The sequence below is a fragment of the Spirillospora sp. NPDC047279 genome (assembly GCF_040643285.1).
Lineage (GTDB): Bacteria > Actinomycetota > Actinomycetes > Streptosporangiales > Streptosporangiaceae > Spirillospora.
In genome coordinates this window covers 1-22,818 of the sequence record NZ_JBEYUA010000007.1, presented here as the reverse complement: position 1 = coordinate 22,818, position 22,818 = coordinate 1, and the positions used below count along the sequence as shown (strand labels likewise).

General features: G+C 72.1%; 21 protein-coding genes and 2 pseudogenes. 11 read left to right on the top strand and 12 right to left on the bottom strand.

Features of this window, described 5'->3' with window-relative positions; translation table 11 throughout:
• Positions 1-35 precede the first annotated feature (35 nt).
• Genes katG through ABZ810_RS18830 form a run of 5 tightly spaced genes read right to left on the bottom strand, consistent with a single transcriptional unit; the run spans position 36 to position 6,855 of the window.
• Positions 36-2,258 (bottom strand): catalase/peroxidase HPI, encoded by a 2,223-nt coding sequence (katG, locus tag ABZ810_RS18850; protein WP_358404486.1) that lies wholly within the window; start codon positions 2,256-2,258, stop codon positions 36-38.
• Between the two features lie 23 nt (positions 2,259-2,281).
• The gene (locus ABZ810_RS18845) at positions 2,282-2,713 is read right to left on the bottom strand and encodes a Fur family transcriptional regulator (protein WP_358404483.1); all 432 of its coding nucleotides are present in this window, start codon (positions 2,711-2,713) and stop codon (positions 2,282-2,284) included.
• A gap of 27 nt (positions 2,714-2,740) precedes the next feature.
• On the bottom strand, positions 2,741-4,093 hold the full coding sequence (locus ABZ810_RS18840; RefSeq protein WP_358404480.1) for an APC family permease: 1,353 nt from the start codon (positions 4,091-4,093) through the stop codon (positions 2,741-2,743).
• Between the two features lie 27 nt (positions 4,094-4,120).
• Positions 4,121-5,422 (bottom strand): cytosine deaminase, encoded by a 1,302-nt coding sequence (codA, locus tag ABZ810_RS18835; RefSeq protein ID WP_358404477.1) that lies wholly within the window; start codon positions 5,420-5,422, stop codon positions 4,121-4,123.
• Entirely contained in the window at positions 5,419-6,855 is a 1,437-nt protein-coding gene (locus tag ABZ810_RS18830) for an acyl-CoA synthetase (RefSeq protein ID WP_358405492.1), read from the bottom strand. Before ABZ810_RS18830 ends, codA begins: the two co-directional genes overlap by 4 nt.
• 23 nt (positions 6,856-6,878) lie before the next feature.
• Between ABZ810_RS18830 and ABZ810_RS18825 the strand changes: the two genes are divergently transcribed.
• From ABZ810_RS18825 to ABZ810_RS18805, 5 genes are all read left to right on the top strand, one after another.
• Complete coding sequence (locus ABZ810_RS18825; RefSeq protein WP_358404474.1) at positions 6,879-7,454, top strand: hypothetical protein; 576 nt, start codon at positions 6,879-6,881, stop codon at positions 7,452-7,454.
• Positions 7,455-7,621: 167 nt separating this feature from the next.
• Positions 7,622-8,098, top strand: a complete 477-nt coding sequence (locus tag ABZ810_RS18820) for a GAF domain-containing protein (RefSeq protein ID WP_358404471.1) — start codon at positions 7,622-7,624, stop codon at positions 8,096-8,098.
• 45 nt (positions 8,099-8,143) lie between these two features.
• On the top strand, positions 8,144-8,902 hold the full coding sequence (locus tag ABZ810_RS18815; protein WP_358404468.1) for a GAF and ANTAR domain-containing protein: 759 nt from the start codon (positions 8,144-8,146) through the stop codon (positions 8,900-8,902).
• Positions 8,903-9,029: 127 nt separating this feature from the next.
• Positions 9,030-9,632: a LysE family translocator gene (locus tag ABZ810_RS18810; RefSeq protein WP_358404465.1), complete on the top strand. Its 603-nt coding sequence runs from the start codon at positions 9,030-9,032 to the stop codon at positions 9,630-9,632.
• A gap of 8 nt (positions 9,633-9,640) precedes the next feature.
• A complete protein-coding gene (locus ABZ810_RS18805) occupies positions 9,641-10,327 on the top strand; it encodes a phenylalanine--tRNA ligase beta subunit-related protein (RefSeq protein ID WP_358404463.1) in 687 nt (228 codons plus the stop codon).
• A gap of 50 nt (positions 10,328-10,377) precedes the next feature.
• Here the strand turns inward: ABZ810_RS18805 and ABZ810_RS18800 are convergent, their stop codons facing one another.
• Genes ABZ810_RS18800 through ABZ810_RS18790 form a run of 3 tightly spaced genes read right to left on the bottom strand, consistent with a single transcriptional unit; the run spans position 10,378 to position 15,130 of the window.
• Positions 10,378-10,962 carry an exonuclease gene (locus tag ABZ810_RS18800; RefSeq protein ID WP_358404460.1) on the bottom strand — a complete coding sequence of 195 codons (585 nt, stop codon included), beginning with the start codon at positions 10,960-10,962 and terminating at the stop codon, positions 10,378-10,380.
• A gap of 44 nt (positions 10,963-11,006) precedes the next feature.
• Positions 11,007-13,028, bottom strand: coding sequence for a hydantoinase B/oxoprolinase family protein (locus tag ABZ810_RS18795; RefSeq protein ID WP_358404458.1), 2,022 nt, complete (start codon positions 13,026-13,028; stop codon positions 11,007-11,009).
• Positions 13,025-15,130 (bottom strand): hydantoinase/oxoprolinase family protein, encoded by a 2,106-nt coding sequence (locus ABZ810_RS18790; protein ID WP_358404455.1) that lies wholly within the window; start codon positions 15,128-15,130, stop codon positions 13,025-13,027. Before ABZ810_RS18790 ends, ABZ810_RS18795 begins: the two co-directional genes overlap by 4 nt.
• Before the next feature lie 143 nt (positions 15,131-15,273).
• Between ABZ810_RS18790 and ABZ810_RS18785 the strand changes: the two genes are divergently transcribed.
• The 4 genes and pseudogenes from ABZ810_RS18785 to ABZ810_RS18770 form a co-directional block, all read left to right on the top strand.
• Complete coding sequence (locus ABZ810_RS18785) at positions 15,274-15,648, top strand: FKBP-type peptidyl-prolyl cis-trans isomerase (RefSeq protein WP_358404453.1); 375 nt, start codon at positions 15,274-15,276, stop codon at positions 15,646-15,648.
• A gap of 109 nt (positions 15,649-15,757) precedes the next feature.
• Positions 15,758-16,663 (top strand): annotated as a pseudogene (locus tag ABZ810_RS18780) (ATP-binding cassette domain-containing protein); the annotation flags it as partial.
• Positions 16,664-16,941: 278 nt separating this feature from the next.
• Positions 16,942-17,769 (top strand): ABC transporter permease subunit, encoded by an 828-nt coding sequence (locus tag ABZ810_RS18775; RefSeq protein WP_358404450.1) that lies wholly within the window; start codon positions 16,942-16,944, stop codon positions 17,767-17,769.
• 95 nt (positions 17,770-17,864) lie between these two features.
• Positions 17,865-18,314: pseudogene (locus tag ABZ810_RS18770) on the top strand (Pr6Pr family membrane protein); the annotation flags it as partial.
• Between the two features lie 35 nt (positions 18,315-18,349).
• On the opposite strand, the gene ABZ810_RS18765 reads toward ABZ810_RS18770, so the two are convergent.
• Positions 18,350-18,976, bottom strand: a complete 627-nt coding sequence (locus ABZ810_RS18765) for a carbon monoxide dehydrogenase subunit G (RefSeq protein ID WP_358404448.1) — start codon at positions 18,974-18,976, stop codon at positions 18,350-18,352.
• A 179-nt stretch (positions 18,977-19,155) separates the two neighbouring features.
• Between ABZ810_RS18765 and ABZ810_RS18760 the strand changes: the two genes are divergently transcribed.
• Positions 19,156-20,001: a polysaccharide deacetylase family protein gene (locus ABZ810_RS18760; protein WP_358404445.1), complete on the top strand. Its 846-nt coding sequence runs from the start codon at positions 19,156-19,158 to the stop codon at positions 19,999-20,001.
• A gap of 122 nt (positions 20,002-20,123) precedes the next feature.
• Here the strand turns inward: ABZ810_RS18760 and ABZ810_RS18755 are convergent, their stop codons facing one another.
• Positions 20,124-20,324 carry a DUF397 domain-containing protein gene (locus ABZ810_RS18755; RefSeq protein ID WP_358404442.1) on the bottom strand — a complete coding sequence of 67 codons (201 nt, stop codon included), beginning with the start codon at positions 20,322-20,324 and terminating at the stop codon, positions 20,124-20,126.
• Positions 20,321-21,139: a helix-turn-helix transcriptional regulator gene (locus ABZ810_RS18750; RefSeq protein ID WP_358404439.1), complete on the bottom strand. Its 819-nt coding sequence runs from the start codon at positions 21,137-21,139 to the stop codon at positions 20,321-20,323. The genes ABZ810_RS18755 and ABZ810_RS18750 overlap by 4 nt, the downstream gene beginning before the upstream one ends.
• A 148-nt stretch (positions 21,140-21,287) precedes the next feature.
• Between ABZ810_RS18750 and ABZ810_RS18745 the strand changes: the two genes are divergently transcribed.
• Positions 21,288-21,521, top strand: a complete 234-nt coding sequence (locus ABZ810_RS18745; protein ID WP_358404437.1) for a hypothetical protein — start codon at positions 21,288-21,290, stop codon at positions 21,519-21,521.
• Between the two features lie 198 nt (positions 21,522-21,719).
• On the opposite strand, the gene ABZ810_RS18740 is transcribed toward ABZ810_RS18745, so the two are convergent.
• Entirely contained in the window at positions 21,720-22,637 is a 918-nt protein-coding gene (locus ABZ810_RS18740; RefSeq protein ID WP_358404434.1) for an IS3 family transposase, read from the bottom strand.
• Positions 22,638-22,818 lie beyond the last annotated feature (181 nt).

The following is a 22,818-nucleotide window of genomic DNA, read 5'->3' as shown; positions in this document are numbered from 1 at the left end:
CCCGAGGTGGGCCGGCCCGGACGTCATCGCCGGACTCAGATGTCGAACCGGTCCAGGTTCATGACCTTGTCCCAGGCGGCGACGAAGTCGCTCACGAACTTCTCCCTGGCGTCATCGCCGGCATAGACCTCGGCGAGGGCGCGCAGCTCGGAGTTCGAGCCGAAGACCAGGTCGGCGCGGGTACCGGTCCAGGTGACCTTGCCGTCGGCGTCGCGGGCCTCGAAGGTGTCCGCGGCCTCGGACGTCGCCGTCCAGGTCGTGCCCAGGGCGAGCAGGTTGACGAAGAAGTCGTTGGTCAGCCTGCCCGGGGTGGCGGTGAACACGCCGTGCTGCGACCCCTGGTAGTTGGCGCCCAGCACGCGCAGGCCGCCGACGAGGACCGTCAGCTCCGGCGCGGACAGGGTCAGCAGGTTGGCCTTGTCGATCAGCAGGTACTCGGCGGGCAGGCGGTTGCCCTTCCCGACGTAGTTGCGGAAACCGTCGGCGGTCGGCTCCAGCGCGGAGAACGACTCGACGTCGGTCTGCTCCTGCGTGGCGTCGGCGCGGCCCGGCGTGAAGGGGACCTCCACGTCGAAGCCGGCGTCCTTGGCCGCCTTCTCGACGCCCGCGGCGCCCGCGAGGACGATCAGGTCGGCGAGCGAGATCTGCTTGCCGCCGCCCTGCGCGTTGAAGGACTCCTGGAGGCCCTCGAGGGTGCGCAGCACCACGGCCAGCTGGTCGGGCTCGTTGACCTCCCAGCCGCTCTGCGGCTCCAGGCGGATGCGCGCGCCGTTGGCGCCGCCGCGCTTGTCGCTGCCGCGGAACGACGAGGCCGCCGCCCACGCGGTGGAGACGAGCTGGGACACCGACAGGCCGGACGCCAGGACCTTCTCCTTGAGGGAGGCGACGTCCGCGGCGTCGACGAGCTCGTGCGTCACCGCGGGCAGCGGGTCCTGCCAGAGCAGCACCTCGCTCGGGACCTCCGGGCCGAGGTAGCGCACGATCGGGCCCATGTCGCGGTGGGTCAGCTTGTACCAGGCGCGGGCGAAGGCGTCCGCCAGCTCCTCGGGGTGGTCGAGCCAGCGGCGCGTGATCTGCTCGTACACCGGGTCGACGCGCATCGACAGGTCGGTCGTCAGCATCGTCGGGGCGACGCGCTTGGACGGGTCGTGCGCGTCCGGCACGGTGCCGGCGCCCGCGCCGTCCTTCGGCCGGTACTGGTTGGCGCCGGCGGGGCTCTGGAAGAGCTCCCACTCGTAGCCGTACAGCGTCTCGAGGAAGCTGTTGTCCCAGCTGATCGGGGTGGGCGTCCAGATGCCCTCCAGACCGCTGGTGATCGCGTCGGCGCCGACGCCGGTGCCGTGGCTGCTCTTCCAGCCCAGGCCCTGGGCCTCGATCGGGGCGGCCTCGGGGTCGGCGCCGACGCTCTCGGCCGGGCCGGCGCCGTGGGTCTTGCCGAAGGTGTGGCCGCCGACGATCAGCGCGGCGGTCTCCTCGTCGTTCATCGCCATCCGGCGGAACGTCTCACGGATGTCGCGGGCCGCGGCGAGCGGGTCCGGGTTGCCGTTCGGGCCCTCCGGGTTGACGTAGATGAGGCCCATCTGGACCGCGCCGAGCGGGTTCTCGAGCTCCCGGTCGCCGGTGTAGCGCTCGTCGCCCAGCCAGGTGGTCTCGGGGCCCCAGTAGACGTCCTCGTCGGCCTCCCAGACGTCCTCGCGGCCGCCGGCGAAGCCGAACGTCTGGAAGCCCATCGACTCCAGCGCGACGTTGCCGGTGAGGATCATGAGGTCGGCCCAGGAGATCTTCTGGCCGTACTTCTGCTTGACCGGCCAGAGCAGGCGGCGGGCCTTGTCGAGGTTGCCGTTGTCGGGCCAGCTGTTGAGCGGCGCGAAGCGCTGCTGGCCCGCCCCGGCACCGCCGCGGCCGTCACTGATCCGGTAGGTGCCGGCGCTGTGCCACGCCATGCGGATCATGAACGGGCCGTAGTGGCCGAAGTCGGCCGGCCACCAGTCCTGGGAGGTGGTCAGGACCTCGGCGATGTCCCGCTTGACGGCGTCGAGGTCGAGGCTGTTGAACGCGGCCTTGTAGTCGAAGCCGGCCCCGAGCGGGTTGGCCACGTCGGGGTTCTTCGCGAGGATCCTCAGGTTGAGGCGGTCCGGCCACCACTGGCGGTTTCCGCCCCCCTGGGTCGGGTGCGGTGCGCGACCGTGCGCGACGGGGCAGGCGCCTTCGCCTTCCACCTTCGCGTCTGTGACGATCGCATCGTGGTTCTCGGTCATGGGAATCCTTCCGGACACGGTTCTCAGGAACTGCGGGTGGAGGAGCAGTCGGGGCACAGGCCCCAGTAGACGACCTCGGCCTCGTCGATCGTGAAGCCGTTGTCGTGCGAGGCGGTCAGGCAGGGCACCTCCCCGACCGCGCAGTCGACGTCGGCGACCACGCCGCAGGACCGGCAGACGACGTGGTGATGGTTGTCGCCGACGCGGGACTCGTAGCGGGCCACGGAGCCGGACGGCTGGATGCGGCGGACCAGGCCCGCGGACGTCATCGCGTGCAGCGAGTCGTACACGGTCTGGTGGGACACCTCGGGGAGCTCCCGGCGCACGGCGCGGATGATCGAGTCCGTGTCGGCGTGCGGATGCGCGAAGACCGCGCTCAGCACCGCCAACCGTGGACGGGTCACACGCAGGGAGGCTCCGCGCAGCATCTGCTGGAAGTCCGATGTCGTGGCCACGGACACACTGTGCCGTCTTTTCTGGAATCAGTCAAGATTACGGCCGGGCCAACGGCGGGTGAAGGCCAGGATCAAGCCGATGATCAGCCAGACGGCGGCGACGATCTTGGCGAGGGTGCTGGCCAGAACGATGATCCAGACGGCCACCGCGGCACCGAGGACCGGGATGACCACATGCGGCAACCACGAACGGCTGCGGCGCCGCACGGCGAAATAGCCGATCACGGCGGCGTGCAGGAGGGTGAACGCGGCCAGGGCCCCCATGTCGACGACGGAGACCAGGACGTCCAGGCCGTCGTCGCGCCGGGCGGCCCACACCGAGACGACCAGGGTGACGGCGGCCGTGGTGAGCAGCGCGGTGCGCGGCACGCGCGAGCGCGGGTCGATCGAGGAGAGCGCCCTGGGCAGCCCCCGGTCGCGGGCCATGCCGTACAGCAGGCGGGAGGCCGCCGCCACGGCGGTCATGGCCGAGAACGCCGGGCCGATCCCCTTGACGATGGCGAAGGCCTTGGAGATCCAGGGGCCGATGGCCTCGTCGGTGGTGTCGTAGAAGGCCGTGCCCTGCTCTTCGGGGCGGGCCGCGAGCTCCTCGGGGGTCATCGGGGTCAGGACCCCCGCCAGGTAGGTCTGCACCACGAACATCAGGCCGGCCGCCGCCAGGCAGATCAGGACCGCGCGGCCGACCTGGCGGGCGTCCCCGGCGTTCTCCTCGGCGAACGAGGCGATCGCGTCGAAGCCCAGGTAGGACAGGACGGCGACGGAGACGGCGCTCATCACCAGGGTGGCCGAGGAGCCGCCGGTGCCCAGGAACGGCGAGGTCCACGGCCGCGCCGGGCCCTCGACGGCCAGCACGACGGCCGAGGCCACGATGAAGACGGCCAGCAGTGCCACCTCGACAATGATCACGACGAAGCCGACGCGGGCGGCCAGCCGCACGCCCCGCAGGTTGAGCGCGGTCGTGAGCGCGAACGCGATCACCGTGAAGACCCAGGCCGGGACGGACGGCACGAGCGAGTGCAGCGCGATGCCGCAGAACAGGTAGGCGACGGAAGGGATGAGCAGGTAGTCGAGCATCGCCATCCAGCCCGCCAGGAAGCCGGCCGGGCGGCCGAGGCCCGCCGAGGCGTAGGCGAACACCGAGCCCGCGTGCGGGATCTCCCGCGACATCTGGGCGTAGGAGTAGGCGGTGAAGCCCATCGCGATCGTCGCCACGACGTAGACGGCGGCGACGGCGCCCACGCTCTTGGCGTCCAGCACCCCGAAGACGCCGACCGGAGCCAGCGGCCCGATGAAGAGCAGCCCGTAGACGATCAGGTCGCGCGTCGAGAGGCTGCGGCTCAGCTGCTGAGGCTGCGCCTCCCCGGTCTTCCCGGTCTCCACGGTCTGGCCCCCCGATCGCGACGGGGCCTACTCCCGGTCGCGTTCTCTGATGAAGTCGATGTCCTCGGGCTCGCGTCCCGGCCAGCTGAGCCGGGTCGCGGCGACCGGCGTCTCGGCGATCAGGCGCCCCCGCGACACGACGTGGCTCGGCCGGGTCTGACGCCGGATCGCGTCGAACCTCGATGTCGCGGGCAGCACCACGAGACTCGCGGGCCTCCCCGGTTCGATTCCATACCCCTCGTTCAGGTGCAGTACGCGGGCGGCGCGCCCGGTCACCATGGCGAACGCCTCGTCGATCTCGGCGGCGCCGGTGAGCTGCGCGGCGGCGACGCCGACCAGGGCGACCTGGAGCGGCGAGGCGGTGCCGAGCGGGAACCACGGGTCCATGACGTCGTCGTGGCCGAACGCCACGTTCACGCCGGCGCCGAGCATCTCCTTGACCTGGGTCAGCCCGCGCCGCTTGGGATGGCCGTCGAAGCGGCCCTGAAGGCACAGGTTCGCCAGCGGGTTGCAGACCAGGTTGACGCCCGAGCGGGCCAGGATCCGTTGCAGCTTGTAGGAGTAGGCGCCGTTGTACGAGCCCATCGCGGTGGTGTGCGACGCCGTCGCCCGGTCGCGCAGCCCGCCGCGGCGGGCGTGGGTGGCGAGCACCTCGACGAACCGCGACTGCTCGTCGTCGATCTCGTCGCAGTGCGCGTCGAGCAGCAGCCCGTGCCGCTGCGCGATGTCGAACGCGATCTCCAGCGAGCGCACGCCGTCCTCGCGGGTGTCCTCGAAGTGCGGGATCGCGCCGATGGCGTCCACCCCGCGGCGGGCCGCCTCCTCCAGCAGCTCGGCGCCGTCGTCGAACGAGCAGACGCCCTCCTGCGGGAACGCCACGAGCTGGAGGCCGATGACGTCGCGGACCCGCTCGCGCACCTCCAGCATGGCGTCGAGCGCCACCAGGCCCGGGTCGGTGACGTCCACGTGGCTGCGCACGTGCAGCACGCCGTTGGCCGCGTACCAGCGCAGCACCTCCGAGGCGCGGGAGATCACGTCCTCGCGGGTGAGGGTGCGCTTGCGCTCGCTCCAGACCGCGATGCCCTCCCACAACGAGCCGGAGGCGTTCCAGCGCGGCTCGCCCGCGGTGAGCGTGGTGTCGAGGTGGACGTGCGGCTCCACGAAGGGCGGGCTGACCAGCGACCCGGCGGCGTCCAGCAGCTGCCGCCCGGTCCCCTCCCCCGCGGGCACGATCCGCCCGAAACGGTCACCGTCGATCTCGATGTCGCACAGGCCGCCGTCGCGGCCCGCCCCGCCGGCGAGGCGGGCGTTGCGGACGAGCAGGCTCACGGCGTCCCCCCGGAGGTCAGGCGGGTCTTGACGACCTTGCCCATGGCGTTGCGCGGCAGGGAGCCGACCAGGTGGACCAGGCGCGGCCGTTTGTGCGCCGACAACCGTTCGGCCACGAAGTCGATGAGCTGGGCGCCCTCGACGCCGTCGGCCACCACGAAGGCCGTCACCTGCTCGCCGAGGTCGGCGTGCGGGGTGCCGATCACCGCCGCCTCCCGGACGGCCGGATGCGCGAGCAGCGCGTTCTCGACCTCGCCCGCGCCGATGCGGTAGCCGCCGCTCTTGATCAGGTCGGTCGAGGCCCGGCCGACGATCCGGTGCCAGCCGTCCGGCCCGATCGTGGCGATGTCGCCGGTACGGAACCAGCCGTCGGCGCCGAGCGCCTCCGCGGTGGCGTCCGGCCGGTTGAGGTAGCCGCTGAACACCGTCGGCGCCCGCACGTGCAGCTCACCGGGGGTCTCGCCGTCGTGCGGCACCGGGCCGCCGTCCTCGCCCGCCAGCCGGGTCTCCACCCCGGCGATCGGCGTGCCCACGTAGCCGGGACGCCGGTCGCCGCCGGCCCGGGCGCTCACCGTGATGAGCGTCTCGGTCATCCCGTACCGCTCGACCGGCCGGTGCCCGGTGAGCGCGGCCAGGCGTTCGAACACCGGGACCGGCAGCGGCGCGCTCCCCGAGACCAGCAGCCGCGCCCCGGCGAGCTCGCGGGCGGCTGACGGGTCGTCGCAGACCCGCGACCAGACGGTCGGCACGCCGAAGTAGAGCGACCCGCCGCGGGCACGGGCCGCCGCGTACGCCTCGGCGCGCGGGCGGCCGGTGTGGACCAGCGGCGAGCCCACCCGCAGCGCGCCCAGGACGCCGAGGACCAGCCCGTGCACGTGGAAGAGCGGCAGCCCGTGGACCACCGTGTCGGCGGGCGTCCAGGCCCAGGCCTCCGCGAGCCCGTCCAGTCCCGCGGCGATCGCGGCACGGGAGACGAGCACGCCCTTCGGCGCCCCGGTGGTGCCGCTGGTGTAGAGGATCAGCGCGATGGAGCCGTCCGCCGGGACCCCGCCCTGCGCCCCGGCCTGCCCATCGGCCGGGCCGATCTCGTCGACCGGCACGATCGGCGGGCCCTCTCCCTCGTAGGCGCCGCGCGCGGCCAGCACCATCCGGGCGCCCGAGTCGCCGAGGATGTGCTCGCGTTCGGCCGGGCCCGAGTCGGGCGGCAGCGGGACGACAGGGACCCCTGCCAGGAGCCCGCCGACCACCGCCGCGACGGTCTCCAGCGACGCGGTGGCGTGCACGGCCACCGCGTCCGCGCCGCGGATCTCGGCGGCCACCCCCGCGGCCCACCCGAACAACTCGTCCCGCGTCACCGCGCGGTCGCCGACCCGTACCGCCTCGCCCGCGCCCGCCTCACTCGCGCCGGCACCGTGGTCGCCCAGAAGATCCATCACATCTGGGAGTATGCCGTCTCGTGCCCGACGACCCCATGGCCGCGTCCGCCGGCCTGACGGCGATCTCCGCGCAGGTGCTCGCCCTGCCGCCCTCGCTCGGGACCGTGCGGGTGGTGGCGATCGACGGGCCCAGCGGCGCCGGCAAGTCCACCCTCGCCGGACGGTTGTCGGCGGCGCTGGGCGGCGTGCCGGTGGTCCGGTCCGACGACTTCCGGGTGCCGTGGGACGCCGACCCTCTGACCTGGTGGAAACCGCTCCGCGCGGCCGTGCTCGACCCGCTGGCGGCGGGCCGCCCGGCCCGGCTGCGGCGGTACGACTGGCACCGCGACGTGTACGGGCCCGAGGAGGAGATCGCCCCCGGCCCGGTGCTGATCGTCGAGGGCGTCGGCGCGGCCTGGCGCGGGTCGCCCGCCGCGTACCGGATCTGGATCGACGCGCCCAGGGCGGTCCGGAGGGCCCGCGCGATCGAACGCGACGGCCCGGAGTGGGCGGACGCCTGGGACGGCTGGGCCGCGACCGAGGAACGCCATTTCGCCGCCGACGCGACACGCCGACGGGCCGATCTCACGGTCGACGGCGGCGGCTTCGGCGGCTGACCGGTGTCGGTCCCGACCTCCCGCTTTCTCAATGGGGGAACCCGCTCCGCGCCGGGATCGAACAAGATAGGTTGAGTTCACTCACGCATCCGCCCTGCCCCCGCGGATCGTCCGGGCGGCGGAGGTCCGCGGAGGTGCCGCGCAACAGCACGGAGTGCCGCAGGGCGTTGATCGCCGACGCACTCGCGTCCACACTGGCGACCACGGCGAACGCCGCGGAGGTCGGGGGCACCGGTCTCATCCTGGTCACCGGCGGCCGAGCCCGTGCCATCGGGGGCAGCGACCAGCCGAGCATGGCGCTCGCCGGCGCGCAGGTGACCATGGGCTCCGGCCCCGCCTTCCGCTCGATGGTGAGCGGCGAGCCCGTCGCCATCCACGACGTGGTGGCCGACTACCCCTTCGGCCACCCCGAGCTCGCGCCCTATTCGGGCCCGGTGCACGCGATCCTCTCGGTGCCCATCCGCATCGACGCCGTCGTCACCGGGGCCCTGGACCTGTACGACCACACGGCGCACGGCTGGCCCGCCAGGAAGCTGACCGCCGGACGTGAGCTCGCCCAGGTCATGGCGGCGGTTCTGCACCTGCTCGCCTCGGACCCGGCGGAGGCCGCGGTGTCGGGCTCGTTCTCCGGGGTACCCCAATGATCCGTGATTGTCGGGTTGAAGGTTCGAAGCTTGAAGGAAGGCCACATGCATCTCGATCCGGAGGCCCTGGATGCCAGCCTCCGCATGTTGTCCCACCCCCCGCGGGAGGCGGACCTGCAACGTGCGCTGGGCAAGGTCGTCACGGCGGTCCACCGGTTGTTCGACTGCGACGGGGCCGGACTGATGTTCGCGGACGGGAACGGGGTGCTGCGGTACGTCACCGCGACCGACGAGACCGGCCGGCGGCTGGAGGTCTCCCAGGCCGAGCTGGGCGAGGGACCGTGCGTCGACGCGTACGTGCACGGCAAGGTGGTCGCCTGCCGTGACGTGACCGAGGACAGCCGCTGGCCCGCGCTCGCCGCGGTGCTGCAGAACGGCGACGGGCCGCAGGGCACCGGCGCGCCGCACGGCGCCGTACGCGGCATGATGGGCGCCCCGGTGCGGCTCTCCGGCACGCCGATCGGCTGCCTCAACCTGCACGCGCACGGGCCGCGCGAATGGGACGAGTCGGACCTGCACGGGCTGCCCGCGTACGCGGAGCTGATCGAGGAGACCATCGCCGCCGCGCTGGCCGCCGAGCACACCAGCAGCCTGGCCCGCCAGCTCGAGTACGCGCTGCGCAACCGGGTGATGATCGAACGGGCGGTCGGGTTCCTGATGGCCGACCGCGGCCTCGACTCGTCCCAGGCGTTCGACCACCTGCGCGGCCGGGCCCGCAGCAGCCGCCGCCGCACCGTCCACGTCGCGGCCGAGCTCCTGGGCGAGGAACTGCCCAAGGAGGCCGACCGCCCGCCGGTCAGCTAGGGCGTGTCTCGAAGTCGGCCGCCCTGCTCCGCGACACACCCTAGGGCGGGGATCGCTCCAATGGTCCAGTGCGGCGTACCGTCATTGGACCTGTTCCAGGGTCCATGACGTCGGCACGCTGGGGCGGGTGAGCATCGCCTTCCTCGTCACCACGCTGATCGTGGTCGCGACGCCGGGCACGGGCGTCGTCTACACCCTCGCGGCCGGGTTGTCCGACGGCCGCCGGGCCGGTGTCGTGGCCGCGTTCGGCTGCACGCTCGGGATCGTCCCGCACATGACGGCGACGATCACCGGCGTCGCCGCGCTGCTGCACACCAGCGCGGTGGCGTTCCAGACCCTGAAGTACCTGGGCGTGGCCTACCTGGCCTACATGGCCTGGGCCACGCTGCGGGACCGGGACGCCCTCGTCGTCGAACGCGCCGAACCCCGCTCCGGCACCCGCCTGGTGGTCTCCGGCGTGCTGATCAACATCCTCAACCCGAAGCTGACCATGTTCTTCTTCGCGTTCCTGCCGCAGTTCGTCAGCCCGGGCGAGCCGGTCACCCGGATGCTGGGCCTCAGCGCCGTCTTCATGCTCGCGACCTTCGTGGTCTTCGCCGTGTACGGGATCCTGGCCGCCTCGATGCGCTCCCAGGTGATCTCGCGGCCCCGCGTGATGACCTGGATGCGCCGGGTCTTCGCCGGCTCGTTCGCCGCCCTCGGCGCCAAGCTCGCCCTCGCCTCCCGATGAAGGACACCATGCGCTTCCAGCACTCGCCCCGCCTCTGGTCGGAGCACCCCGCCCTCGTCGCCGGCGCCGTCGCCGCGACGGGCGTCACCCCCGGCCCCGAGCCCGACCTCGCGCCGTATCTCGCGGCGGCCAAGGAACGGCTGGCGGGGTCGCCCGAGAGCGAGTTCCCCGAGATCCAGGCCTGGCGGCGCACGTTCGCCGCGATGGGGCTCAAGCCGACGCAGTACCGCTGCGCGTCCGAGGCGCTGCTGCGCCGCTTCCGCAAGGAGGGCGTGCTCCCCCGCCTGCACCCGCTGGTCGACCTGTGCAACGCGGTCTCCCTGGCGTACGCGATCCCGGTCGCCGCCCTGGACGTCTCCAGGATCACCGGTGACCTGGAGGTCCGGCACGCCACCGGGGACGAGACCTACCTGACGTTCGGCGGCGACACCGAGCACCCCGCGCCAGACGAGATCGTCTACGCCGACGCCGGCGGGCACGCGCACGCGCGGCGCTGGACCAACCGGCAGAGCGGCCTCTCCGCCGTCCGCGCCGAGACCGCGGACGTCCTCATCGTCACCGAGGCCGTGCACGGCACCGCCGCCGCCGACGTGCCCCGCGTGGTCGAGGCGATCGCCGCCGGCCTCGGCGCGCACTGGGCCGCCTCACCCCGCACGGCGATCCTCACCGCCGCGGTACCCCGCTTCGACCTCTGACCCCTGACCGCTGCCTCCTGACCGTTGCCCCCGGCCGCTGGTCGCCGGCCTCAGGCCTCGTCGCGGTCCGGGCCAGGCCTGGGGTCGTCGCGGGCGTCGAGGACGGCCTGGAAGACCTGGGCGAGCTCGGCGGCGTCCTCGCCCGCGTGGTGGGTGTGCGGGAGGCCGGTCAGCCCGAGCGTCCGCTTGATGTCGCTCTTACGTGAATTGCTCCAGTCTCCGCCGGTCTGACCCATGTAGTAGCTGCGCAGGTCGATCCCGGCGCCGGAGTTGCTGAACGGGCTCTTGCCCAGGAACCGCTGGAAGTACCAGTGCACGAACATGCCGTCGAAGACGGCGGGCCCGGCCAGGAAGACGGGGCGGCCGATCGGGCGCAGGCCGTTGATCCAGCGTGCGCACGCCGCCATGGCCTCGGCGGCGGGCGGCGCCTCGCGGAGCAGGCGGTCGCGGTCGAGGCCCGAGACGGCGAGGGCCTCGGGGACGAACTCGCCGGAGATCGGCCGGATCTCGGTGTAGAACGTCAGCTCGGGGCGGCCGACGACCGCCATGCCGAGCGAGATCATGCTGTACGGGCCCGGGATCGGGCCGTCGGCCTCGACGTCCGTCGCCAGGTAGAGCTCCGGGAGTTTCGCCATGGCGGCCAACCTAGGCGCCGGCCGAGCCGGTGATCAACGGGGTTTCAGTCGACGTCCGCCCGCGTCCTGCCGCCGGAGAGCGTCGGGTAGCCGGGGCCGCGGTCGAAGAACGCCGCCGGGCCGCGTTCGGCGCGCAGCCGGGCGCGCAGCGCCTCGGTGGCCTCCACGTCGACCGTCCGATCCGCGCCGGCGGTGCCTCCAGGCCCGGCGATGCCCCCGGCGATGCCCCCGGCGATGCCCCCGGCGCCGCCCACGCCCTCAGCACCGCCCACGCCCTCAGCACCGCCCACGCCCTCAGCACCACCCGCGCCCTCAGTGGTGGCTGCGCCCTCAGTGGTGGCCGTGTCCGTGGGGTCGGTGAGGACGACGCCGTAGTCGTCGCGGGCGCCCTCGACGGTGACCTTGCCGTCGCGGACGTCGGCGGCGACCAGGGCGGGGTCGCGGTCGTACGGGTCGCCCCAGCCGCCGCCCCCGGTGGTGCGGACACGGATCACCTGGCCGGCCCGCACCGGCCGGTCGTCGACGAGGCCGTCCATCTCGGCGCCGTCGATGTCGACCCGGAACGGGCGTCCCGCCGCGCCGCCGTTGACGCCCCAGCAGGACAGGATCGACCGGTCGGCGATCGACATGTAGTGCGCGTCGCGGAGCATGCGCAGGTGCTTGTCGTAGCCGAGGCCGCCGCGGTGCAGGCCGGGGCCGCCCGAGTCGGCGGCGAGGCCGAGGCGTTCGACCACGAACGGCCAGCGGGCCTCGGCGAACTCGGCCGGGATGTTGCGCGAGTCGGGCACGACGTGGATGGTGTCCTCGCCGTCGGCGTAGTAGCGCCCGCCCGAGCCGCCGCCGAGGACCTCCCGCATGAGGTACGGGCCGCGGTCGTCGTCGCCGTAGACGCCGGTGTAGCGGATCGTCTCCTGGTCGGCGGGCATCCGGCCGTTCGTCGCCTTGGCCAGGACCCCGGCCAGGACGCCGAGGAGGCGCAGGATGACGAACGTGCGGGCGTTGGTCGGCGCCGGGAAGACCGGGGTGAGGAGCGTGCCCTTGTCCGGGAAGCGCATCTCGATGAGCGGCACGACGCCCTCGTTCACGTCGAGCTCGGCGGCGCGTTCGGGCGTGTCGGCGAGGTTGCGCAGGATCGGCGCCAGCCACTTCTTGAGGAACACGCCGTCGGCGTAGTCGCCCGCGTGGTTGATCGGGCCCTTGGCCTGCGGCGACGTCCCGGCGAAGTCGATGACGAGCGGGACGTCCGCGGCGTTGTCGACGGTGAGGGTGATGCGCTGGGCGTGCAGGCGGGGCGGGTCGACGCCGTCGTGCTCGGCGTAGTCCTCCCAGACGTACGTGCCGTCGGGGATCTTGGCCAGCAGCTCGCGGCGGAACGTCTCGGTGGTCTTGTCGATGATCGCGTCGAAGCACGCCTCGACGGCGGCGCGGCCGTACCGGTCGAAGAGCTCGCCGAGCCGGCGGGCGCCCATGAGGCAGGCGGAGCACTCGGCGTCCAGGTCGCCGGCGAGGGAGTCGGGCATGCGCGAGTTGCGGGTCATGATCCGCAGCGCGGCCTCGTTGGGCACGCCCTGGTCCCACAGCCTGATCGGCGGGACCATCAGCCCCTCCTCGAACGCGCTGCGGGCGTGGCTGGGCATCGAGCCGGGCACCGCGCCGCCGATGTCGTCGTGGTGACCGAACGCCTGGACGAACGCGACGACCTCGCCGCCGTGGAACACCGGGACGGTGACGCACAGGTCGGGCAGGTGGCCGATGCCGCCCTCGGACAGGTAGACGTCGTTGTGGAAGAACACGTCGCCGGGCCGCATCGTGCCGAGCGGGAAGTCGCGGGCGATCGGCTGCACGAGCGCGGAGTACGAGCGCCCGGTCAGCTTGCGCAGGCGGCGGTCGTGGATGCCCGCGCGGAAGTCGTGCGCGTCCCGGATCATCGGCGACCGCGCGGTCCTGGCGATCGCCGTCTCGACCTCGCGCTCGACGGACGCCAGCGTGCCCTCGACGATCTCCAGCAGGATCGGGTCGGTCGCGCTCATGGCCTCGTTCTCCACAGCCTCGTCCGGGTCGGTCATCGGGTCACCACCAGGTTGCCGTGGGCGTCGACGCGGGCGCGGAAGCCGGGGTGCAGCGGCACCGTCGAGCCGAACTCCTCGATGACGGCCGGGCCCTCCACCTCGGCGCCCGGCGCCAGCTCGGATCTGCGATGGACCGGGACGTCCGCCCAGTCGTCGTAGAACACCCGGCGGGTGCCGTCCGGCGCGGGCGTCCCCGGCCGGACCGGGCGCTCGCGCAGGACCGGGCGGGTGATCGGGCCGATGCCGGAGACCCGGACGTTGACCCATTCGACGGGATGGCGGGCCGGGTCGTCGCGGTAGCAGTAGCCGTAGAGCCCCTCGTGCGCGTCGTGGAAGCGCCGCACGACCTCGGCGCGGAAGGCGTCGCCGAACGGGCCGTCCGGCGCCGTCACCCGTACCTCGAACGCCTGGCCGTAATAGCGCAGGTCGGCCGAGCGGGCGAAGCGGTGCCCGGCGGCGGGGAAGCCCTCGCGGTCGAGCGCCGCGGCCGCCTGGCGTTCGAGCTCGCCGTAGGTCACGGCCAGCGCGGCCAGGTCGAGCTCGGCGTCCCGCTCCACGCGCGTGCGGACATAGTCGTTCTTGACGTCCACCGTGAGCAGGCCGAACGCCGACAGGTTGCCGGGGTTCGCCGGGACGACCGCGGCGGGCAGGCCGAGGACGTCGAGCAGGCGGCAGGCCAGCAGCGGCCCCGAGCCGCCGAACGCGACCAGCGGGTAGTCGCGGACGTCGAGCCCGCGCTTGACGGTGATCTGGCGGATGGCGTTGGCCTGGTTCCACGCCGAGATCTCCAGGATGCCCGTCGCGGCGCGTTCGGGCGTGAGGCCGAGCTTGGCGGCCAGCCCCTCGATCCCGGTACGGGCGGCGCCGGTGTCCAGCGGGATCTCGCCGCCCAGCAGGTGCGGCGGGATGCGGCCGAGGTAGGCGTGCGCGTCGGTGACCGTGACGTCGGTGCCGCCGCGGCCGTAGCAGAGCGGGCCGGGATCGGCGCCGGCGCTGCGCGGGCCGACCTTCATCGTGCCCTCCGGCGACAACCAGGCGACCGAGCCGCCGCCGGCGCCCACCGTGACGATGTCGATCATCGGGATCTTGACCGGGTGTCGGCCGATGGTGCCCTCGGTGGTGAGGGTCGGCTCGCCGTCCAGCACCACCGCCACGTCCGTGGACGTGCCGCCGCCGTCCAGCGTGATGACCGAGCGGTGGCCGGCGGCATGGGTCACGAAGGCGGCGCCGAGCGCGCCCGCGGCCGGGCCGGAGAGCACGGTCGTGATGGGCTGGTGCACCACCTCCTCCCCCGACAGCACGCCGCCGTTGCTCTTCATCACGTGCAGCCGCCCGCCGGGAAGCCGAGCTGCGCCCATGGTCGCGCTCGCCTGCTCACTCGTTCCTCGCTCCGCCGCTCCCCGCTCGACGAGCCGCTCGATGTAGCGCGTCATCGTCGGCTTCACCGCCGCGTCGACCAGCGTGGTGACCGACCGTTCGTACTCGCGGTACTCCCGCAGCACCTCGCACGACAGCGACACCACGGCCTCGGGGTGCTCGCGGCGCAGCACCTCGCGCATGCGCAGCTCGTGCGCCGGATCGGCGTAGGAGTGCAGGAAGCAGACGCCGATCGCGCGGATGCCCCGGTCGCGGAACCAGCGGGCCGCCGCCACGGCCGACTCCTCGTCGAACGGCCGCAGCTCGGCACCGGTGTGGTCGAGCCGCCCGCCGACCGTCCGGACACGGTGCACGGGCACGATGCGCGGCGGCTTCACCCAGAAGTAGCTGTTGCCGTAGCCGTCGGGCACGCTCTGCCGGGCGATCTCCAGCACGAACTCGAAACCCTCGGTGGTGACGAACCCCAGGTCGTCGATCCGGTCCTCGAGGAGCTGGTTGGTGGCCACGGTGGTGCCGTGCGCCAGCGCCGTGACGTCCGAACGGTCCGCGCCGAGCAGGCCGAGCACCTTCAGCACGCCCTCCTCGAAACCCCGGGCCGGATCGGCCGGGGTCGACGGCGTCTTGGTGAGGACGATCTCCCCGGTGTCCTCGTCCAGCGCCACGACGTCGGTGAACGTCCCGCCGGTGTCGATGCCGATCCGCAACCGCCGTGCTCCTGCCATGGTCCCTCTCTACCGGTCGCGGACGGTCCCCGACACCGTCGCTTCCTGCCCAACGGGGCGCCGTCTCTTTGGCGAGTCGGCGCTGCGGCTACGCTGAACGGCGTCCGGAAACGACCCGCCGACCCAACCGATGGAGCCTGGCAATGGCGCTTGAACGGCCCGAGATCGACTTCCCCGAGGGCACCCCGCCCCAGATGCTGGACATCACCGACATCACCGTCGGTGACGGCACGGAGGCCAGCAAGGGCAACACCGTGGAGGTGCACTACGTCGGTGTCTCCTTCTCGACCGGCGAGGAGTTCGACGCCTCCTGGAACCGCGGCCAGACCTTCCAGTTCCCGCTCGGCGGCGGCCGGGTCATCAAGGGCTGGGACATGGGCGTCGAGGGCATGAAGGTCGGCGGCCGGCGCAAGCTGGTCATCCCGCCGCACCTGGCGTACGGCGACCGCAGCCCGAGCCCGCGCATCAAGCCCGGCGAGACGCTCATCTTCGTCGTCGACCTGGTGGGCGTGAACTAGCCCGAACGTCGCGAACGCACTGAATACGGCGGGCAAGCGGAGGTCAAATCTTCTCCGCTTGCCCGCCGTCGCCGTTTCCGGGACGGGCGGCGTGCGGTATCAGCCGAGCATGATCGAGGCGCGCGGGCTGACCAAGAAGTACGGGTCGAAGGTGGCGGTGGACCACGCCGACTTCACCGTGCACGAGGGCCGGGTGACCGGGTTCCTCGGTCCGAACGGCGCGGGCAAGTCGACCACCATGCGCATGATCCTCGGCCTCGACCGGCCCACCGCCGGGGACGTCACGGTCAACGGCAGGCACTACCGCGAGCTGGGCGCGCCGCTGCGCGAGGTCGGCGCGCTGCTCGACGCCAAGGCCGTCCACGGCGGCCGCAGCGCCTACAACCACCTGCTCTGCCTGGCCAAGAGCAACGGCATCCCGCGCCGCCGGGTGGACGAGGTCCTCGGCCTGGTCGGCCTGACGGCCGTGGCCAAGAAGCCGTCGCGGGGCTTCTCGCTCGGCATGGGCCAGCGCCTGGGCATCGCCGGCGCGCTGCTGGGAGACCCGGGCGTCCTCATGTTCGACGAGCCCGTCAACGGGCTCGACCCCGAGGGCATCCTGTGGATCCGCAACCTGATGAAGCAGCTGGCCCGGGAGGGCCGCACCGTCTTCGTCTCCAGCCACCTGATGTCGGAGATGGCCCTCACCGCCGAGCATCTGGTGGTCATCGGCCGCGGCCGGATCCTCGCCGACACCGGCATGCGCGAGTTCATCGACACCAACGCCACCAGCCACGTCCTGGTCCGGTCGCCGCAGCTCGGCGACCTCGGCCCGCTGCTGGCCCGGCAGGGCTGGCGGGTCGAGGTGGAGGGCGACGAGTCGTTGCGGGTGTACGGCGCGACCACCGCGCAGGTGGGCGACGTCACCGCCGACAACGCGCTGCGCCTGCACGAGCTCAGCCCCGTCCAGCCGTCGCTGGAGGAGGCGTTCATGCGGCTCACCGGCGACACCGTCGAGTACCACGCGGGCATCCCCGGCGGCACGCCGCCGGTGGCCGGCGCGGACGGCACGCCGGTGGCCGGCGCGGACGGCACGCCCGTCCCCGCCGCGACGCCCGACGGCTCGTGGGCCGCCCCACCGCCGCAAGGGCCGCCGCAGGAACCGCCGCAGGGATCACCGCAGGCGCCGCCGCAGCCGGGGGCACCGCCGCAGCCGGGACCGCCGCCCCCGCCGGGATCCCTGCCGCAGCAGGGAACGCCACCGCCGGCGGGACCGCCGCCGCGGCCCGAGGACGGACCGGACGGAGGCCGGGCATGAGCACGGGAACCGCCGCACCGCCCGCACAGTCGCCGGCGCCCGCCAAGCGCGCGACGTTCGGGAACGTCCTCTCCTCGGAGTGGACCAAGATCATGACCGTCAAGTCCACGTTCTGGACGATGATCGCCGCGGTGATCGTCACCATCGGGCTGAGCCTGCTGCTGGCCCTGGCGTTCACCAGCGCGTGGGACCAGATGAAGCCCGCCGACCGGGCGCAGTTCGACCCGGCCTCCTTCGGGCTGGTCGGCATCAACTTCGGCATGGTCGCGTTCGGCGTGCTCGGCGTGCTCGTCATCACCGGCGAGTACGCCACCGGGATGATCCGCACGGCGCTGACCGCGATGCCGCGCCGCATGGAGTACCTGACCGCCAAGGTCCTGGTGCTCGGCCTGATCACGCTGGTCGTCGGCCAGATCGTGGCGTTCGCCTCGTTCCTGCTCAGCCAGCTGATCTTCAAGTCGAAGGACATCAACGCCTCGCTCGGCGACGACGGCGTGCTGCGCGCGGTGATCGGCGGCGGGCTCTACCTGGCGCTGATCGCGGTGATCGCGCTCGGCATCGGCGTCCTGCTGCGGCACACCGCGGGCTCGGTCACCACCATCCTCGGCGTGCTGTTCGTGCTGCCCATCATCGGCAGCTTCCTGCCCGGCGACTGGGGCCGGACGGTCAGCAAGTTCCTGCCGTCCAACGCGGGCGGGGCGATCATGACGGCCCGGCCGCTGGACGACATGTTGTCGCCCTGGGCGGGCTTCGGGGTGTTCCTGCTCTACACGGCGATCGTTCTGGTCGCGGCGTTCGCCGTCTTCCAGAAGCGCGACGCGTGAGTGCCGCACGCGCCTTCGTCACGGCGTGGCGGGCCGGGTTCGGCCTGCTCGCGCTGGGCACCGTCGTGTTCTGCTTCCTGGCCCGGCGGCCCGGCATGGACGCGGTCGACTACTTCAGCTACTTCACGATCCTGAGCAACCTGGCCGGAAGCGCCGCCCTGCTCGCCGCCGCCGTCCCCGCCTGGCGCGCCCGGCCGTGGGTCGACTGGCTGCGCGGCGCCGCCGCGCTCTACCTGGCGATCACCGGTCTGGTGTACGCGCTCGTGATGGGCGGCGAGGCCGGCCACTGGACCGGCTGGGTCGAGCACCGGATCCTGCCCGTGGTGATGCCGCTGGACTGGCTGCTGTTCGCCCCGGCCCACAAGCTGCCGACCTGGCGCACGCTCGGCACCTGGCTGCTGTTCCCGGTCGCCTACCTCGGCTACACGCTGGTCCACGGCGAGTTCACCGCGTGGTACCCGTACCCGTTCCTCGACCTGCCCCGCCACGGCCTGGGCATCGTCACCGGATACTCGGCCGGCATCGCCGCCACGTTCGTCTCCGTCGCCGCGCTGCTGCTCGGCTGGGCCCAGGTCCGCGGTCAGCGCCGCGAACGGCGGGCCAGCGCGTGGCCGATCGCCACCCCGGCCAGCGCCACCGCGCCGCCGACGCCGAACGCGATGAGCATCGGCCCGACCGAACGTTCCCCCTCGAAGAACGCCGCGCCCGGGTAGAACTCGCCCGGCCCGGCCCTGTCCACCCGCGCCGAGGGCGCGTCCGGCACCACGGCCGGACCGCTCAGCGCCTTCTCGACCGACTCGAAGAACTCCCCCGCCGTCTTCTTCGCCACCCCGGCCAGCATGCGCTGCCCCACGCCGCCGACCATCCCGCCGACGACCGCGTCCGCGTCGTACTCCACCCGCGTCGACCCGCCGTCGTCGGCCAGCCGCACCTGGACGGTCGCGTCCACCGTGCCCGGCGCGCCCTGCCCCTTGGCCCGCAGCACGAACGACCGCTGCGGATCGGGATCTGTCAGCGCGACCTCGCCCACGTACACGCCCTTGATGGAGGCGACGCCGGCGTGCACCGTCATGCGGTAGCGGTCGTCGCCCAGGGCCTCCAGCGACTCGCAGCCCGGGATCGTCAGCGCCAGCACCGACGGGTCCTGCAGCGCGTCCCAGACGCGCGGGAGCGAGGCGGCGATGGTGGCACTGCCGGTGACTTTCATGGACCGACCCTACGGAACGTGCACCCCGGAGCGAAGGGCAACTTGTGCCGAGTACACGCCGAGTGTTGGTCAGATACGACCTGTTCCGTCCCGGCATGGTCAGATAGATCCTGCGAACCTGAGGACGCCTGGGAGCGTCAACCCTGGTGCGCCTTACGGAGACAGGAGAACAGCGGCTGATGCTTGGCAAGATTCCCGTGATCGCCACCGTGCTGGCAGGAGCGCTCGGCGTCGCCGCAGGAGCCTGGCCCTCCGTCCGCGCACAGGCCGAACGCGACCCGGGCCCCTCGATGCGGGCCCAGCTCGGCACGGTGCTGGCCGACCAGCGGTGGGCCACCCCCAAGCCCGGCTCCTGGACCCTCCCCAAGCCCGAGTCCGGCGGCCTCCCCCCAGTGATCAAGTCGATCGAGACGAAGGAGAAGGTCGTCTTCCTGACGATCGACGACGGCTACGAGTACGACGCCGAGTTCGTCAACCTCGTCCGCAAGGAGAAGGTGCCCATCCTCACCTTCCTGACCTCGACGTACGTGAAAGGCCACGGCCAGTACTTCTGGGCCCTGCGCAACGCCGGCTCCCAGATGGAGAACCACACCGTCTCCCACCCCAACATGGTGACCCTGTCGCCCGACGGCCAGCGCAAGCAGATCTGCGACGCCTCCGACACCATCACCGGCCAGTACGGCCGCCGCCCGCAGATCTTCCGCCCGCCGTTCGGCAGCTTCAACGACACCACCCGCCAGGCCGCCAAGGCCTGCGGCATCAAGTCGATCATGTTGTGGAACACGGAGTTCTACAACGGCACCACCAGCCCGAGGGGCAAGCACGACGACTTCCAGCGCTCGGACGGCGGCACCGGCTTCAAGCCGGGCGACATCGTCCTGATGCACTACCGCAAGGGCCTCGCCCAGCAGTTCCAGACCATCCTCGGCTGGATCCGCGCCCAGGGCTTCCGCCCCGCCGCCGTGGAGAACTACCTCCCCGAGTCCCTCGGCGGAAACGCCCCCGACCCGGCCACAACCCCCTAGTCACCAGCACTTCGACATTCCGGGACGATCCCCGGTTACCCGTCCCACGCCGACCAGCCGGGTCTAGGGTTCGAACGCCGGCGGGGTTGAGGTCCCCCGCTCCCCGAGCAACCCCGCCGGCATCAGTCCAGACCGCGCTTCAACCGCCGGGTGAACGCACGCCACCGGTCACCGTCGACGACGAGCACGACCCCGCCCGGGTCCTTGGAGTCCCGAACGGCGACCACCGACCCCAACCCGGCGACCTCGACACACTCCCCGCCCTCGTGCGAGCTCCGGCTGCCCTTACGCCATCGGACCACAGACAGGTCATGAGACTTCATAGCCGCTCCATCGCCTCCTGGATCACGGCCAGCGACTCCGCGACCGAGAGCGTGTGTCCTTGGATCTGATCCCACTTTAGGATCTGGTGCGCGACGCTGTCGTGCCGCTCCAGGAGCAGCCCTTCACCCGACGACTCGGTATAGGAGACGTCCGGTCTGTCGGTGAATCCAAGGAGTGTGAGACTGCCCGACAGCCCGGCGTAGTACCCGACGCCGTAGGGAACGATCTGCACCTGCGTTCGCTCGCTCTGTCCCGCTTCGAGTAGATGGGCGAGCTGCTCCCGCATGACCTCGCCGGACCCGATGGTGCGCCGGATCACCACCTCGTCCAAAACCAGGAAGGCGTACGGGCCGTCTTCCCGCCCAAGGATCTCTTGTCGTGCCAGGCGTTCACGCAAGCGCTGCTCCGCGATGGGCCCGCCGACCATGCTCATGATCGTCCGGGCGTACCCCTCCGTCTGGAACAGCCCACTGACCAGGCTGGTGCAGTAGATGCGAAGGCGGTCCGCGTTCACCTCGTACTCCAGGTACTGCTCGAAGCCCGGGGGGCGGGTGCGCGAGTACCTGGTCTCGATGATGCGTTCCCAGAGACGGCGGAAGAGGCCGTTGGTCTTGAAGAAGGTGTCGAGCGCCTCGGCGAACTCGGGTGACGGGGTGTTCTTGCACCGTTCGATCTGGCCGATGTAGGAGTCGGCGTATCCGAGCGCGTCCGCGAGTTGCTTCTTGTTCTGGACGCTCGCCTCGCGCCAGGCGGTCAGCTCCTTGGCGAACGTGACGATGGCGGGCGCGTCGTACGGCTCCGAGCGTGCGGGCATGGGGGCTCCAGTGTCGAACCCGGGCCGGGGTTCGGTCGATCTCACATGGGGTGCGTCACCGGGCGCGGTCGGTTGCTTTCCGAGCGTATATCCCGCCTGTGACAGTGGTCGCGAAACCCACCCCCGACCACGAACGAAGGCCTTCTCCATGCCCACCAACCCCGATGCCCAGGCGCTCCATCGGCTTCGCGCGGACTTCCCCGCCTATCGCGTCTGGCGCGCACAGCGTTATGACGGCCTCCCCGGTGACTGGGTCGCGACCCTGCACGACGAGTCGGCCGGCATCGATCCGACGGTGATCCGCGACAACGCGATCACCCTCCGCGAAGCGCTCCTCGATGAGCGCGAACGAGCGGCACAGCACCGCAACGGCGGCCGGTAATGCCACAGCGACAGGTCACGACACCGCGTTCCGCACCGCCGCTGGAGTCTCGGCGGACACGACGGCAGGCGCGCCGACGCTTGACCCGCCTCGCCCGCGCCCTGCGCCGACGCGGCTGGACGGCCGTTCTCCGACCCGCCGAGAACCCGCCCCGGCTCCGGGTGTTCCACACGGAGACTCCCTGTGTCGGCGAGACCGTCACCGTGATCCGGGGCGGCGCCGCCACGTGGTGGTACGCCTCCTCCACAGGGACCTGCCTGGCCCCGGTCCAGAACGTCGAGACGGCAGCGGACGACCTGACCGCCTCCCTGACCCCATGGATTCAAGCCCGCCCAACCTGACAAGCCCCCGTCCACACAACTGTCCGCCGCCCAACCAGCCGACACCAGTACACCGGAGAGGGGACCGCGCGGAGATCAAGACATCACCACCCTGGAGCCCACCGGGTTCGGTGAAGCCCGGTCTACCTGGCGCCGGTCGGCGCTGGTGTGTTGATCGAACGGTAGTAGGCGGTCTCGTACTCGACAGGTGGGACGTCGCCGATGGCGGTGTGCAGCCGGCGGTGGTTGTACCGGCCGACCATTCGACGATGGCGTATTCGACCTGGTCGCGGGTGCGCCAGGTTCGGCGGTGGATCAGCTCGGTCTTGAAGGTGGCGTTCAGTGACTCGGCCATGGCGTTGTCGTAGGAATCGGCGACCGATCCGACCGATCCGACCGAGGCGGTGACGCCCAGGTCGGCGAGCCGGGTGGTGTAGCGGAAACTGACGTATTGGCAGCCCTTGTCGGAGTGATGGATCAAAGTGCCGGGCTCTGGCTGTTCGCGGCCGCTGTCTCGCCGTCGTTGCCATAGCGCCATCTCCAGCGCGTCCAGCGGGAGATCGGTGCGCAGGTGATCGGCCAGTTGCCAGCCGACGATGCGGCGGGAGTAGGCGTCCAGCACGAACGCTGCGTACACCCAGCCTTCCCAGGTGCGCACATAGGTGATGTCGGCCAGCCACAGCCGGTCGGGCTGGTCGGCGGTGAACTGCCGGTTGACCAGGTCCGGCGGCCGCGGCGCCGTCTGGTCCGGTGTGGTGGTGCGCTTGCGGTCCCGGTGGGCTCCACCCCTTGGCATGCGAGTGAACGTGCCTGTAGGCCCGGTGAACGGGTGTCCGCCGGGCCATGCGGCTGCCACCGCGCAGGGGGTCGCAGAGGGGATCGGTGGACCGCCCCGGCAAAGTTGGAGGCTAGATCGGTTGGTTCTCGATCGCCGTGCCGGTGCCAGCGGCTGATCGGTGGAACGTCTCCTCGTACTC

Coding starts and splice junctions, on each gene's coding strand:
- katG (WP_358404486.1), bottom strand. CDS start 2,258: ATGACCGAGAACCACGATGCGATCGTCACAGACGCGAAGGTGGAAGGC.
- ABZ810_RS18830 (WP_358405492.1), bottom strand. CDS start 6,855: ATGGATCTTCTGGGCGACCACGGTGCCGGCGCGAGTGAGGCGGGCGCG.
- ABZ810_RS18815 (WP_358404468.1), top strand. CDS start 8,144: ATGCATCTCGATCCGGAGGCCCTGGATGCCAGCCTCCGCATGTTGTCC.
- ABZ810_RS18805 (WP_358404463.1), top strand. CDS start 9,641: ATGCGCTTCCAGCACTCGCCCCGCCTCTGGTCGGAGCACCCCGCCCTC.
- ABZ810_RS18800 (WP_358404460.1), bottom strand. CDS start 10,962: ATGGCGAAACTCCCGGAGCTCTACCTGGCGACGGACGTCGAGGCCGAC.
- ABZ810_RS18795 (WP_358404458.1), bottom strand. CDS start 13,028: ATGACCGACCCGGACGAGGCTGTGGAGAACGAGGCCATGAGCGCGACC.
- ABZ810_RS18790 (WP_358404455.1), bottom strand. CDS start 15,130: ATGGCAGGAGCACGGCGGTTGCGGATCGGCATCGACACCGGCGGGACG.
- ABZ810_RS18785 (WP_358404453.1), top strand. CDS start 15,274: ATGGCGCTTGAACGGCCCGAGATCGACTTCCCCGAGGGCACCCCGCCC.
- ABZ810_RS18775 (WP_358404450.1), top strand. CDS start 16,942: ATGAGCACGGGAACCGCCGCACCGCCCGCACAGTCGCCGGCGCCCGCC.
- ABZ810_RS18765 (WP_358404448.1), bottom strand. CDS start 18,976: ATGAAAGTCACCGGCAGTGCCACCATCGCCGCCTCGCTCCCGCGCGTC.
- ABZ810_RS18760 (WP_358404445.1), top strand. CDS start 19,156: ATGCTTGGCAAGATTCCCGTGATCGCCACCGTGCTGGCAGGAGCGCTC.
- ABZ810_RS18755 (WP_358404442.1), bottom strand. CDS start 20,324: ATGAAGTCTCATGACCTGTCTGTGGTCCGATGGCGTAAGGGCAGCCGG.
- ABZ810_RS18750 (WP_358404439.1), bottom strand. CDS start 21,139: ATGCCCGCACGCTCGGAGCCGTACGACGCGCCCGCCATCGTCACGTTC.
- ABZ810_RS18745 (WP_358404437.1), top strand. CDS start 21,288: ATGCCCACCAACCCCGATGCCCAGGCGCTCCATCGGCTTCGCGCGGAC.
- ABZ810_RS18740 (WP_358404434.1), bottom strand. CDS start 22,637: ATGCCAAGGGGTGGAGCCCACCGGGACCGCAAGCGCACCACCACACCG.